Here is a 14,007-nt window from a genome sequence, read left to right as displayed (position 1 = left end):
TTTATTGGGTTATGCCTCAGCACTTGCGTCTGTGACAGATTGTTCTGCTTTCAGGAATGCTTTGATTCCATCTAAGTCTCGCGTCCTTGGGATAGGTGGTAGGCTTCCGAGGAAAATACCACCATAGTCTCGCGTGACGAGGCGATTATCACAAATGATCAACGCACCGTGATCCTTCTGATCTCGAATTAATCGCCCGACTCCCTGCTTTAACGTAATCACTGCATCCGGGATTTGTACTTCAGCAAATGGTTCACCGCCACGTAATCGACAATCCTCGATACGGGCTTTGAGTAACGGATCGTCAGGGGCGGTAAACGGTAATTTGTCGATAATAACACAGCTCAGCGCATCACCTCTAACATCAATCCCTTCCCAGAAGGCGCCTGTCGCCACGAGTAAAGCGTTACCCAGTTCCATAAACTCCGCCAAAGTTTTCTGCTTACTCATCTCCCCTTGCATTAACACAGGCAGCTCAAGTACTTCTCGGAACTTCTCACCTAGTTCACGCATCATGCTGTGCGAGGTACATAAAAAGAAGCAGCGACCATCATTTTCTTCAATCACCGGAGCAAGCATTCGGACTAACTTATCCGCTAAGCCGTTACTGTTTGGCTCTGGCAAATACCTTGGCACACAAAGGCGCGCTTGCTTTTGATAATCAAAGGGGGACGGCAGAGAAAATTGCTTTGTAGGCTTGAGGCCAAGGCGCTCAGTAAAGTGCTTGAAATCGCCCGATACGGCTAGGGTTGCTGACGTGAAAATCCACGCGCCTTGTTTAATCTCTATTTGCTCATGGAACTTGTCCGCGACAGAAAGAGGCGTAATGTGCAGAGCGAAATGACGAGGCGAGGTATCGTACCAGTATGAGTAACCGGTAATATCGACATCACATACCCGGTCTATACGGCCTTTGATCAAATTGGCTCGTTCAAAGGCGGTATCCAGTAATTGACTGCGCCCTAAGGCTATTTTGAGTACATCAATCGCCAATTCGAGGCTGTCAGTTAAGCGCAATAATTCTCGCTTAATAGAACCTGATTGCAACGCCTCACGCCAGTTGCCACGAAAGCCTGGCTCACCCAATACAATCCGCATGTCCATTGCGCTTTGCATGAGTTTGTCGCCCACTTTTTGCAATTGACGCATATCTTTGGCTTCGGTGCGATAGGCTATTTCAATGTCTTTGGCAAGATCGTGAATTTGGCGGCTTGAAACTGACTGGCCGAAATATTCGCTCGCAATATCTGGCAACTGATGAGCTTCATCAAAAATAAACACATCGGCTTCTGGAATCAGTTCACCGAATCCTGTTTCTTTGATCGCTAAATCAGCAAGAAACAAGTGATGGTTCACTACAACAATGTCGGAATCCATGGCTCGCTTACGCGCTTTCAATACAAAGCAATCAGTGTAGCTCGGACATTCTTTACCTAAACAGTTATCATTGGTTGAGGTGATAGTCGGAATGATCATGCTGTCTTCTGGCAGATCATCACAATCACCAAGGTCACCTGTTTTGGTTTCTGATGACCAAGCACGCACTTTAACCAGTTGAGTTAATAACGTCGGGTCAGATTCATTAGTGTGGCTTTCGACCATTTGGCGGCTCAAACGATCCAAACACAGATAATTAGAACGCCCTTTTAATAACGCCACTTGGCCATAAAAACCAAGCGCATTGACCATGAGCGGTAAGTCACGATGGTACAACTGCTCTTGCAAGTTTTTCGAGCCTGTACTGATGATCACTTTTTTACCGCTTAACAGCGCAGGGACTAAGTAGGCGAAGGTCTTACCGGTTCCGGTTCCTGCCTCCACCACCAACTGGGTTTGATCTTTGATCGCACTGCTGACGGCTTCCGCCATATCGATTTGTGGCTGACGAGCTTGAAAGCCAGGAATGGCCTTACCTAACGCGCCATCAGAGGAAAAAGTTTTTGCGATCATGCTTGGTATTGAGTTTGAAAAATTATCGAGAGTATATCAGAGGAATAGGAGTGACATCAGCCCACAATCTGACCAGCTTGCGGCGACACGCGGATATTTTGTTGAAACCAACGTAAGAATAGATTATTTATGGTGAAACATGGCAGTACAGTTACACCCGCCAGGGAATAATAACAAATTCGTACGCTAAAATATTAATGCATGGAAGTACCTGATTTATGGAAAAGAAAACACTGTTGACCCACTGTTCTGACGCCCCGGGTCTCATCTCGAAAATTACTAATATCTGTTACAAGCACCAACTCAACATCGTTCACAATAACGAATTTGTTGATAATACCAGTGGCCACTTTTTCATGAGGACGGAGTTGGAGGGGTACTTCAACGATCAAACGTTTCTTGCCGACTTGGACCAAGCTCTCCCGCAAGGTGCTAAGCGTAAATTGGTTGGCTCTCGCCGTAAGCGCATCGTCATTCTCGTCACAAAAGAAGCGCATTGTTTAGGCGATATTCTGATGAAAACCTACGATGGAAGCCTAGATGTTGAGATCGCCGCTGTGGTGGGGAATTACGACAAACTGCAAACTCTCACTGAGCGCTTCGACATTCCTTACCACCACGTGACCCATGAAAACCTTAGCCGTGAAGAACACGAGCAGAAGATGCTAGAAGTGATCGATCAATACGATGCTGACTTTTTGGTGCTAGCTAAATACATGCGCGTATTGACGCCGACGTTTGTTGAGAAATATCACCACAAAATCATTAATATTCATCACAGCTTCTTACCTGCTTTTATTGGCGCGAAGCCATATCAACAAGCTTACGATCGCGGTGTGAAAATCATCGGTGCAACAGCACACTTCGTGACTAATGATTTAGATGAAGGGCCGATCATCAAGCAAGACGTAATTCCTGTCGACCATACATTCAATGCCCAAGATATGGCGCAAGCGGGACGGGATGTAGAGAAGAACGTATTGAGTAAGGCTTTGAATAAAGTGATCAATGACCACGTCTTTGTTTATGGGAATAAGACAGTGATCCTTTAAGTTCATCGCTTTTGAATGAAAGAAAGGGTTGCTCATTTGCAAACCTTTCTTCTTTCTAGTCGTTCAAAACTTGCTTATTCAGCCTGCTCAGACTCCACAATACGCTTAAGTGAATGCGGGTGCAGCTTGATACAAATGCCTTGGTACTTAAACGCCACCGTTGGGTTGTTCAAGCGTTCGCCATCCCCTTTCGGGCTCGACAGTTTGATCTTCACACCCAGCTCTTCCAACTCATTAAAACGCGCCCCAAACGCTGGGTAAGTGTGTTTCAAATCAGCAAGAAACTCGTCTGCAGTTTCGGTATGAGACGGAATAACAAACTCCACATGTTCCCAGCTTTCAGTTGGGTAGATTTTGCCTTCCGCAGGGTATGGCAGTTCCAGACACTCTATCTTCCAGCCACGGCTTTCTAACGCTTTGTCGAATTCAATAACAATAATCGGGCGACCGTTGATTTTCGCTTGTGAAATCACCTTACCGTATTGATTCCATGCTTCATGCGCGGCTTTTGCTGTTTCAGTATCATTAATTCGCAGCGCAATATGGTCAGCTTGAGCAAAGCTCAGATCCAGTTTTAACAGGGATGCAAGCTCTTCAATCTTCGCCATAAATGCATCCAGATCTTGGATCATCAATTTAGGCGCTAGGCGTTTTTCAACTAGTTGAGTCGTCATTGTGGTTCTCTTTTGGGGCGATTTATCTCATTACTCTGAGCGCAATAGTAAACGCAAACCAAACCACATTTCCATTCAATCGAAAAAGTATAAATTTCCCCAATTCCTCTCTGTATGAAAAGCAATAAAGTTGTTATCATTAGCCCCATTTTTGTGAACTCCAACAGAACTCGGCACTTACTTCGCCGAGTTCTTCGTCCTTGAATTGAAGGAAACGCGTGTGAATATCCAAGCACTTATTAATGACAAAGTATCTCAGGCTCTAGAAGCCGCTGGCGCACCTGCAGGCAGTCCTGCGGCAGTACGCCAATCAGCAAAGCCACAATTTGGTGACTACCAAGCAAACGGCGTAATGGGCGTTGCTAAAAAACTGGGTACTAACCCACGAGAATTTGCACAGAAAGTACTGGATGTTCTAGACCTAGATGGTATTGCGAGCAAGACAGAAATCGCTGGTCCTGGTTTCATCAACATTTTCCTAAGCGAAGAGTTCCTAGCAAAACAAGCGGAAGCAGCACTGGCTGACTCACGTCTTGGCGTTGCAGCAGACGAAGCTCAAACTATCGTTGCTGACTACTCTGCACCAAACGTAGCTAAAGAAATGCACGTTGGTCACCTACGTTCAACCATCATCGGTGATGCGGTGGTACGTACTCTTGAGTTCCTAGGTCACAAAGTGATCCGTGCGAACCACATCGGCGACTGGGGTACTCAGTTCGGTATGCTTATCGCAAACCTTGAACGTGTACAACAAGAGTCTGGCGAAGTTTCTATGGAGCTTGCGGACCTTGAAGGCTTCTACCGCGAATCGAAAAAGCTGTACGATGAAGATGAAGACTTCGCAGTAAAGGCGCGAAACTACGTTGTGAAACTGCAAAGCGGTGACGAGTACTGTGCAGAAATGTGGAAAAAACTCGTTGATGTAACCATGATCCAAAACCAGCGCAACTACGACCGTCTAAACGTGTCACTGACTCGTGACGACGTGATGGGCGAGAGCATGTACAACGACATGCTTCCTAAGATCGTTGCAGACCTAAAAGAACAAGGTCTTGCCGTTGAAGATGATGGCGCGCAAGTTGTATTCCTAGATGAATACAAGAACAAAGATGGCGAACCAATGGGCGTTATCGTTCAAAAACGCGATGGCGGTTTCCTATACACAACAACAGACATCGCATGTGCAAAATATCGTTATGAAGAGCTAAGCGCAGACCGTGTGCTTTACTTCATCGACTCACGTCAACACCAGCACCTAATGCAAGCTTGGACAATTGTTCGTAAGGCAGGCTACGTACCTGAGTCAGTATCTCTTGAGCACCACGCGTTCGGCATGATGCTTGGTAAAGATGGTAAGCCATTCAAGACTCGTGCGGGTGGTACCGTTCGCCTTGCCGACCTTCTAGATGAAGCAGAAGTTCGTGCAGCACAACTGATCGAATCTAAAAACCCTGAGCTAGATGCGGAAGAAAAAGAGAAGATCTCTAAAACAGTTGCAATGGCAGCGGTTAAATACTCTGACTTATCTAAACACCGTACGACTGACTACGTGTTCGATTGGGACAACATGTTAGCGTTTGAAGGTAACACAGCACCATACATGCAATATGCATACACTCGCGTAGCTTCTATTTTCGCTAAAGCTGGTGTTGCTATGGACGCTCTCCAAGGCGACATCAAAATCACTGATGAGAAAGAGAAAGCACTTATTGCTAAACTTATGCAGTTCGAAGAAGCGGTTCAATCTGTCGCTCGCGAAGGCCAACCGCACATCATGTGTAGCTACCTATTCGAACTAGCAGGTCAGTTCTCTAGTTTCTACGAAGCGTGCCCTATCCTAGTTGCTGAAGACGAAGCTGTGAAACAAAGCCGTCTGAAACTAGCTGCGCTAACAGCGAAGACCATCAAGCAAGGTCTGTCTCTACTAGGTATTGATACTCTAGAGCGTATGTAATCCGCTTTTACGTAGGTAGCTTAAGTAGCACAAGCTAAATGATGACAAAGGTTGACGTGAAAGCGTCAACCTTTTGTTTTATCTGGCGTATACTGATGTCATTCAATTCAAATCGGACAACATAATGAGTTTTGAACTGCACCCTCAACTGGCAAAAGACACCACCGTTATCGGCCACTTCCCACTGTGTGTGGCGCTTCTGCATAAAGATAACGCCGTGCCATGGGTTATCTTGGTCCCTAAACGTGCAAACCTAAAAGAGCTTCACCACTTGCCAATGCAAGAACAGCAACAGTTTTTGCTAGAGTCTCAAGCGGTAAGCCAAGCACTGGAAGCAACATTCCGTCCAGACAAGCTAAACCTTGGTGCGCTAGGTAATATGGTGCCACAGCTGCACATTCACCATATTGCTCGCTTCAAAGATGACGTAGCATGGCCGGGACCGGTTTGGGGGAACACCAAAGGTGAATTCCGTACAGAAGAAGAGCAAAACGAATTGCTTGGTCGCATTAAAAATGTGCTGTCACTGAGCTCTATTTTCCAAAAAGCATAAGCACTGCTAGCGAAAATAATTCGCCTTTGAATACGGCTGAAATAGACAGAGAAAGATTAATACGTATTTGTAACAATCTTTCTCATTTTTCTGGGATTATCACTAAAATAAAACTTGTTTAGACTACCAGCTCAGTTAGAGAGGGTCATCATGAAACAAGTCTTCAACACATTCCGATACGTCAGCTGGATCGCCATTATCTGTTCTATGGCTGCTTCATTCTTGCTTTTTCTTATGGGTGCAGCAAAAACCTATTCGGCATTTGCGGTCTTCATTCTCAATCAAACACCTCCAGAAGCACTCGCACATTTAGATAAAGCAGACATCGCGATCGCTTATTTGATCAAGTCACTGGATACGTTTCTTGTCGCACTAGTTTTGTTCATCTTTGCTCACGGCATCTACACACTATTTATTTCCAACAAAGCTAAAGCGAAAACACAAGAGCAGTCGGTTTTGCATTGGATCAGAACCCCAAACATCGGCCATCTAAAAAACATTTTGGCTGAAGTCATCATCGTGATCTTGTTTGTGAAGTTCTTAGAGCTCGTGCTGATTAACTTCGACAGCTTAGATTGGACGATCTTAACATTACCTATTTCGATTTTAGTTTTAAGTCTTGGTTTAAAGTTCCTAGGGTTAGGCGCGACTAAACACTCTGAAGAACATTAATTTCGCTGTATTCACAAACAATAACCAGCAAAATAAAAGCCGCATCATTGCTGATGCGGCTTTGTCGTTTTTACGTGATAATTTTTAGGTGACTAATTTTGATAGTCGCTACATGGTGACTGTCAGAGACAAACCATCTTGTTTAGTCACTGAGTAGCGAACACGAGTCACGTCATGAGCTTTATTAGTGTCGACTAGGCGGCTAATTTTGCCCTTCTTAATCCACACGTTTAACATCGCGTCGGCGCCATCTTCACTCATCCCAAACTGTTTAGCCAGATCTGACTGGGAGACGGTTCCTTTGTCTGCAATGTATTGATAAAGCTCTTTTAAAATCATGCTACTTGCGCCTCTAATGCACCGTTTTGTTTCTTACCAACTTGTTTGAACACGCGGTAGGTACCAAAGAAGATAGCAACGATCACAGCCATCCAAATACCACTTGTTACTGGGCTATCTGCGAAATGCGTCAATTGGTTGTAGAACGTCGCACATAGGTAAGCCAAGCCCATTGTCCAAACCGCGATAAAGCGTGCGAACTTATGACCAAACTCACGTACGTAAGCACCCATCGCCGCCACACAAGGAGTGTACAGTAGGATAAAGATTAGGTAAGCAAATGCGGCATTGCCAGAAGCAAACTGCGATTTAATGTTACCGAAGATAGAAGCATCGACTTCTTGTTCTTCGGCAACGGCATTTGAGTCAGTTAAGTCACCCACTTCAATACCTAGTGGATCTGAGTAGCTCAAACCGGCTAAGTTTTCAGGGATACTCATTACTGCCTCTTCTAGGCTGCCCATTAGATCAAATTCTGCGTCTTCACCGTCACTTGGCGTCGTGTATAGACTGTTAAGCGTACCAACTACCGCCTCTTTTGCGAAGATACCAGTAATGATACCTACCGTCGCTGGCCAGTTATCTTCTTGAACACCGATTGGCGCGAATACTGGAGTTACAACTTGCGCAGCTTTAGAAAGCACCGAGTTTTCGCTGTCTTCATTACCAAAACTGCCATCAGTACCCAATGAGTTGAAGAAACTCAGAATAGCAACAACGATAACGATGGTTTTACCTGCACCAAGTACAAAGCGCTTTAGCTTTTGCCAAGTTTTGATCACCACGTTTTGTAGCGTCGGAAGCTCGTAATCTGGCATTTCCATCACTAGGCTATCGCTGCTACCTGGGTAAAGCGTGTGCTTAAGGAAAAGACCTGTGAAGATCGCTGCCACAATACCAAGTAGGTAAAGTGCGAATACAATGTTCTGGCCAGAACCTGGGAAGAATGCCGCAGCGAATAGCGCGTATACAGGCAGACGAGCACCACATGACATAAATGGCGCCATAGATGCAGCCAGTTTACGCTCACGTTCTTGGTCTAGAGTACGAGTTGCCATGATTGACGGAACGTTACAGCCAAAACCAAGAACCAACGGTACAAATGCTTTGCCCGGTAGGCCGATCTTCTGCATCACTTTATCTAGTACGAATGCTGCACGAGCCATGTAACCTGAGCTCTCAAGTACCGCTAGGAACAGGTACAAACACGCGATAACCGGAATGAAGGTTGCAACCGTCTGGATACCACCACCGATACCATCAGCAAGAACCGTCACTAACCACACAGGCAAATGACCGTCTAACAAGTGATGCCCACCATCAACCAACAATGCGCCCACACCAATGTCAAAAAAGTCGATAAATGCACTACCGATGTTAATCGAGAACATAAACATCAGGTACATAACAACAAAGAAGAAAGGAATTCCAATCCACTTGTTCAAAATAAACTGGTCGAGTCTTTCAGTCACACTACGACTTAACTTGCCTTCGCTTCGGCGAACTTTTTTACACTGTTCATGCAGATGCGTGTACTTAGTATCCGCGACATGCAAATCGATATCCAAATCTAACGTCGTAATGACTTCCAAGACTTTGCTTCTATCAATATCAGAAAGACTATTGAGCACCATTGTGTCTTTTTCAAGCGCACGAATCGCTAGTGCACGATGAGCGACGGTTTGGTCGTTAAAAAGTGCGGAAACCGTTTGAATTGCCGACTCCATCTTCTCACCATAATGCAAAGACAATTCTTTAAGTGGCACTCCTTGAACGATGGATTTATGGAGCTTTTCTTTAAACTCTGCCACTTGAGTTTTATTGGTTGCAGATAAACTGACAACCGGACAACCTAACGTTTTCTCAAGCTCTGCAACGTTAATCATCTGACGTTCACGCTTTAGCGCATCCATCTTGTTGAGGACAACAATCATAGGGCGACCAAGTTCGCGAAGTTGCAGCGTCATGTATAAGCTGCGCTCTAAACTTGTAGCATCCACCACGTTAATAATGAGATCAGCAGGATGAGTTAGAACCGCACGCGATGCGATGGATTCATCAATACTATTACTATCATTACCACTGTCTAATGAGTAAATACCCGGAAGGTCAGTGAGCAAAAACTCATCCCCAGCATGCTTGAATTGTCCCGTTTTCTTTTCAACCGTGACGCCTGCCCAGTTACCAACTTGCTGTTTTGCGCCAGTTAAACCATTAAATAGCGTCGTTTTACCACTATTAGGGTTACCTACGGTTAGCACTTGATATTGCATTACACTCGCTCCACTTCAATTTTCTGAGCAATTGTTTCTCGCAATGCGACAGACACACCACGGACTTCGACTTGTAAAGGATCGCCCATTGGCGCACGTCGAATCACTTTGACTTCTGTATTGGGAAGCAGCCCCATTACCATGAGTTTCTTTCTGATATCTGATGAAAGACCATCTAACAACCGAATCGTCACCGTATCGCCAGGATTAATCTCTGATAACTTCATAGTGGCCCTTAAGAGTATTGCTAATGAGAAATATTATTATTTAATAAGTTTAGGTTGCCAATATTACTCCCCTATACCCCTTCAATCCTTGTGTGAAATCAAAGATTCCGTAAATGTTTTCACGCTTTCAAACGTTAACTTCGTAAATTTCCTCTCGTTATTTACGTCAAAATTAACAATTACAAATGACACCTAACGAAACAAAAATGTCACAAACCAAGACAGAAAACAAAAAATTCAAATTAAAACAATGGTTTAAGTAAAAAACCAAACGTTGTCGCTTTTCTCATATAAACATGGCGTTATTTTTATAAGAAAAATAAGTAACCTCTCGTATAGTTACTCCATCGAGAGGGCAACCTCTCTAATAAATTCCAGAGGTGGCATGGCAACATGTCACTCCGGCAGCAAGCGAAGGTGTCCTTGACACCCGTGGTATAGTCCCCCCGGCTATACCACGATATTTTTTTCACCTCTTTCAAAACTTCTTTACCTTATTCATCTTTTCAACACAGTTTTCGTTTTCACGAATGTCGCATGCCATCACTCCCCCAAATGAACCACGCTCTTTTGATACAGCAATACAACTGTCATTTATTTGTTGCAACTATCAGTAAATCATTCTCTTGAAGCCATTTATGCTTATTGCTATGAACATCGCGACTAACAGATAGAACGTGATCGTGCTTACGTGTTGAGAATGGATTTGTAGGCTAGATGTGATGAAGAAACAATGAAACTTACTGCGTTAGCAACTGCAGCAATAATAGAGCACTGTATGCAGCTCCCCAGCATCTTAACTATTAACTAGGGAGCGTATAATGAAGGTTTTCTAGTTAATTTCTTGGCTTTCTTGAGTCAAAGCAAACTTGGAAGGGGGCAAACCAAAATGCAGCTTAAACTTTTGGCTAAAGTAAGATGGATCATTAAAGCCACAGTTAAAGGCGACTTCACTGATTTTCTCACCCGCCAATAACTGTTCACACGCCGTTTCTAAACGAACCTCTGTGACATAGTCTTTTAACGTTCTTGACGAGGCAGATTTAAAACGTCTCTGCAAAGAGCGTTCAGACATATACAGCATTTTAGCGGCTGACGCAGTGCCAAATTCAGGATCATGGTAATGCTCTGCCACTAATTGATAGACTTTTTGCAACCACTCTTTCTCTGGTGTGACTTGATCTTCTGCAATAGTTACAGGATTGAGTTCTTGCTGCGGTTCATCCAGATAACTACTTTCCTTCGCAGATGGCCATGTAATCTCGACTTTGTTTTGAGCATCAGAAGAGAAGACAGCCAAATAACCACCACTCGTTGTCACTAGTTGGGCAAGGTGGTCAATACTCAACTCAGAGTGATTTAAGTTAGATGGAAGCCCAGTCGCGACTTTATTAGGTAATTGCGTCCCGTAATCAAGAAAGCTCAATGACACAATATCATGCCCCTTTTCTAGCATAATTCTAACCGTTTGACCCCGGAAAGAGCGCTTGATGATATTGGCAAAAATGCTATTGAAAATAACATCAAGATTAAAGCTTTCCAGAGCAACCCGGCTCTGCTTACTCTCATCTTCTAGCTCTACCAAAATACCCGCTTTTGCAAAGTCATCTTGCCATACATCAACCACTGACTGAGTTATCTGACTCAAGTTGTAGTTCTGACTCCCACCACTTACATCACTTGGAACGCTTTTGAGTTCATTTAACTGCCAATTCGTTTTAGCCAAATGATCCTCCGTCGCAGTATCGAGAGGCATAGGTAGTTTCGCCACAATAAAGTCGACGCTTGATTTTATGGATAGAGCTACATGGTCTACGAGTAGGTTTCTAACTTGAATCTGTTTACGTAATTGCTGGTTGCTCGTAAGCAACACTCTACTTTGATGTCTTAACTGATTCGTTTTGAGAGTCACTTGAGCTGCTAGATCACGGTTAGCCTGTACAACGTAGCGAGAGCGCCAGAAAACAAGTAATGCGACGACCGCAATACTAGCTACGACAAAGCCTAAAATAGCAAATCGCGATAGATACCAAGGATGAAGGACGATAAAGTGAGATTCTAAACCAACGACTCCAGTGGCAACTTGAGACTCATTACTGACCTGCAAGTGATATTCACCGGAACTAAGGTGCTCGAGTGTCAGTTGGCCCCCCTCTAACGTTTGCCATGGGTCATCGTTGTTCAATCGATAGTACAAATTTTGACTGTCTGGTTTTGGCATCACACCGAATAAAAAACTCAGCGAAGATCCATATGGCAGTGTGATCCCATTCAGATCGGCACTACCAACTTGCAGAACTTCATTTTCAAGCACAACTTGGCTAACAATAAACTTAGACTCTGGGGGATTAGATACAAGCAGCTTGGATGCTTCTGCTTTTACGAGTCCGTACTTCGACCCCAGAACAAGCTCTCGCTCACCAATTTCTGTCTGCTGTATAACGCTACAAATACCAGGGAGGAACTCATTGTTCATTAAGCCTGATGACGATGAGTAATGTTTCACTAACTCACCCGAAAGGTGGTAATAGCTTAAACCAACAGAGGAAGCTAACCATACACCTTGCCTGTCTCTGATCAAGCAAGCAGGTCTGGCGTTGGGCTCACTCATTTCAACAACACGTTTTTCATCGCTTCGTGTATCTGTTTTAAACACACCATAAGATGAAGCAAACCACTGGCTGCCATCAACCGCCGTGGTCATGTCTAATGATTCACCAAACTTTTCTGAAAAACGGATAAACTGGATGTTGTCATTACTGTATTGGTATACGCCATGATCGGTGCCTATTAATAGGGCATCTTCAGTATCATATAGGCGCGTAACCTTAGCAGGCAAATACTGACTTACTAGCCACTCACTTCCAAAGTTTCGTACGCTTTGTGCAGCAGTATCAACATTGTAAAGATGGTATCCGCTTGATACCCAAAGACGGTCATCACCATCAACGGTCACATGCTCTACTGCATGTCCAGCCATAACCTGTAAATAAGGAAATGTAATCTTGTTGAGACCATTTAGCTCAAATATTTCCAGCCCTTTTGAGGTTGCAAGCCAAAGCATGCCGTTTTGAAACGCAAATTCATTGATCTGCGACTCCAACTCTAAGACTTGGTTAATCCCACTCTTTCCTGAACGATAAATCTTTCGGTCATCAGCAAACCAAAGCGCACCATCAGGACCTTCAATAGTTTGCCGAATTCGTCCTGACAGGGTGTGTGAGTCATAACTACTAAAGGTCACTCGTTCAAATTTTTTACTAAATAGCGAGTAATAACGAATACCTTGGTTAGTCGCAATCCACATCCCTCCCATATTGTCGCTCAACAACGAATAAATCTTCGTGTTATCTAACTCTAACTCAAGAAAACTTGCAGGCGCGACTTCGGTGACCTCACCTGAAAAAAATGAGTACAAATAAAGACCATGCTCGGTCCCCACCCAATACTCTTGATTTGTCTCTGCGAATGTCAAAACATGTGAGCCGCCAATTCTAATCACTTCTTTATCAGGCTGGTAAATGTTGAAAATTAAAGCGCCACGCAATGTACCTATCAAAATTTCTCTTCGCGTGTGTGAATAATAGACTTTCTCAATGTAGTTTTGACCTGAGGCAGCGACATGGTCAAACTTATCACCTTCAGAAAGATAGAAGCCGGAAGTCGTTGCTAGTGCCCACTTGGTTTCAACTAGCACCGCATCATTAATGTAAACGTAGCTATTATTACTATGTTGATAGAGCTGCAATAGAGAGAAAGAGTTTAACTCGCTAGTGTCGATATTGTAGGTATAGAAATGCGCGCCATCACTCACCCAAATATAGTTCTTTGAAGACCCTATTTTTCTTATTTGTGAGCCTGGATTTAAACTAAAGACTAAACGTCGTTCCTGATTTGGATAGGTTCGATAGACCTCATTTTCAATAAAGGTCCAAAAAGCACCTTTATGATAAGCCAACTGCTTAGCCGACGTTTGTAGGAAGCTACCTGATTTAGGCAATATAGTTTGACCATCGTAAAACAGGACTCGTCCGTGTACGTCATGAATCCACAAACCGCCCTTTTCACCCAAGAACAACTTTTTAGCCGCGATAAAAGTACCCTTTGCCTGAGTTGGCAAAGGGTAAAAGATTGCATTTGCATTATGAAGCGCAAATGCTTGGTAGGATAAGACAAAGCCCAACAGAGCAAGGGCTAATTGGCGTAGCAAGACGAAAACCTTTTGTATCAATTTGTGCTCGGAAAGTGACCGTTCATCGTTTGTAAAACATGGATTGATACGGTTATTTTGAGCTGATAATTATTGGTAATGA

At 44.0% G+C, this 14,007-nt stretch carries 10 protein-coding genes; 4 read left to right on the top strand and 6 right to left on the bottom strand.

Annotated elements, in window-relative coordinates; translation table 11 throughout:
• Positions 1-9 precede the first annotated feature (9 nt).
• Positions 10-1,950 carry an ATP-dependent DNA helicase gene (locus R7Z47_RS17085; protein ID WP_005382210.1) on the bottom strand — a complete coding sequence of 647 codons (1,941 nt, stop codon included), beginning with the start codon at positions 1,948-1,950 and terminating at the stop codon, positions 10-12.
• 218 nt (positions 1,951-2,168) lie between these two features.
• Between R7Z47_RS17085 and purU the strand changes: the two genes are divergently transcribed.
• Positions 2,169-3,002: a formyltetrahydrofolate deformylase gene (gene purU / locus R7Z47_RS17080; RefSeq protein ID WP_005382206.1), complete on the top strand. Its 834-nt coding sequence runs from the start codon at positions 2,169-2,171 to the stop codon at positions 3,000-3,002.
• Positions 3,003-3,076: 74 nt separating this feature from the next.
• Here the strand turns inward: purU and R7Z47_RS17075 are convergent, their stop codons facing one another.
• Positions 3,077-3,676, bottom strand: a complete 600-nt coding sequence (locus R7Z47_RS17075; protein ID WP_258474065.1) for a VOC family protein — start codon at positions 3,674-3,676, stop codon at positions 3,077-3,079.
• Positions 3,677-3,896: 220 nt separating this feature from the next.
• On the opposite strand from R7Z47_RS17075, the gene argS reads away from it, so the two are divergent.
• From argS to R7Z47_RS17060, 3 genes are all read left to right on the top strand, one after another.
• Positions 3,897-5,630, top strand: coding sequence for an arginine--tRNA ligase (gene argS, locus R7Z47_RS17070; protein ID WP_005388349.1), 1,734 nt, complete (start codon positions 3,897-3,899; stop codon positions 5,628-5,630).
• 124 nt (positions 5,631-5,754) lie between these two features.
• Positions 5,755-6,183, top strand: a complete 429-nt coding sequence (locus R7Z47_RS17065; RefSeq protein WP_005382194.1) for an HIT family protein — start codon at positions 5,755-5,757, stop codon at positions 6,181-6,183.
• A gap of 150 nt (positions 6,184-6,333) precedes the next feature.
• Positions 6,334-6,855, top strand: a complete 522-nt coding sequence (locus R7Z47_RS17060) for a YqhA family protein (RefSeq protein WP_042523163.1) — start codon at positions 6,334-6,336, stop codon at positions 6,853-6,855.
• Positions 6,856-6,963: 108 nt separating this feature from the next.
• On the opposite strand, the gene R7Z47_RS17055 is transcribed toward R7Z47_RS17060, so the two are convergent.
• The 4 genes from R7Z47_RS17055 to R7Z47_RS17040 all read right to left on the bottom strand — a co-directional run bounded on the left by R7Z47_RS17055 (position 6,964) and on the right by R7Z47_RS17040 (position 13,904).
• Positions 6,964-7,194 carry a FeoC-like transcriptional regulator gene (locus R7Z47_RS17055; protein WP_005382192.1) on the bottom strand — a complete coding sequence of 77 codons (231 nt, stop codon included), beginning with the start codon at positions 7,192-7,194 and terminating at the stop codon, positions 6,964-6,966.
• Positions 7,191-9,467 carry a Fe(2+) transporter permease subunit FeoB gene (gene feoB, locus R7Z47_RS17050; protein ID WP_033906911.1) on the bottom strand — a complete coding sequence of 759 codons (2,277 nt, stop codon included), beginning with the start codon at positions 9,465-9,467 and terminating at the stop codon, positions 7,191-7,193. Before feoB ends, R7Z47_RS17055 begins: the two co-directional genes overlap by 4 nt.
• Positions 9,467-9,694: a ferrous iron transport protein A gene (locus R7Z47_RS17045; protein WP_005382190.1), complete on the bottom strand. Its 228-nt coding sequence runs from the start codon at positions 9,692-9,694 to the stop codon at positions 9,467-9,469. Before R7Z47_RS17045 ends, feoB begins: the two co-directional genes overlap by 1 nt.
• An 832-nt stretch (positions 9,695-10,526) precedes the next feature.
• A complete protein-coding gene (locus R7Z47_RS17040) occupies positions 10,527-13,904 on the bottom strand; it encodes an AraC family transcriptional regulator (RefSeq protein WP_053350448.1) in 3,378 nt (1,125 codons plus the stop codon).
• Positions 13,905-14,007: the final 103 nt, after the last annotated feature.

Origin of the sequence: Vibrio sp. 1641 (assembly GCF_033339995.1) — a bacterium.
Classification (GTDB): Bacteria; Pseudomonadota; Gammaproteobacteria; order Enterobacterales; family Vibrionaceae; genus Vibrio; species Vibrio alginolyticus.
This window is presented reverse-complemented; position numbering and strand designations above follow the sequence as displayed.

Coding starts and splice junctions, on each gene's coding strand:
- R7Z47_RS17085 (WP_005382210.1), bottom strand. CDS start 1,950: ATGATCGCAAAAACTTTTTCCTCTGATGGCGCGTTAGGTAAGGCCATT.
- purU (WP_005382206.1), top strand. CDS start 2,169: ATGGAAAAGAAAACACTGTTGACCCACTGTTCTGACGCCCCGGGTCTC.
- R7Z47_RS17075 (WP_258474065.1), bottom strand. CDS start 3,676: ATGACGACTCAACTAGTTGAAAAACGCCTAGCGCCTAAATTGATGATC.
- R7Z47_RS17065 (WP_005382194.1), top strand. CDS start 5,755: ATGAGTTTTGAACTGCACCCTCAACTGGCAAAAGACACCACCGTTATC.
- R7Z47_RS17060 (WP_042523163.1), top strand. CDS start 6,334: ATGAAACAAGTCTTCAACACATTCCGATACGTCAGCTGGATCGCCATT.
- R7Z47_RS17055 (WP_005382192.1), bottom strand. CDS start 7,194: ATGATTTTAAAAGAGCTTTATCAATACATTGCAGACAAAGGAACCGTC.
- feoB (WP_033906911.1), bottom strand. CDS start 9,467: ATGCAATATCAAGTGCTAACCGTAGGTAACCCTAATAGTGGTAAAACG.
- R7Z47_RS17045 (WP_005382190.1), bottom strand. CDS start 9,694: ATGAAGTTATCAGAGATTAATCCTGGCGATACGGTGACGATTCGGTTG.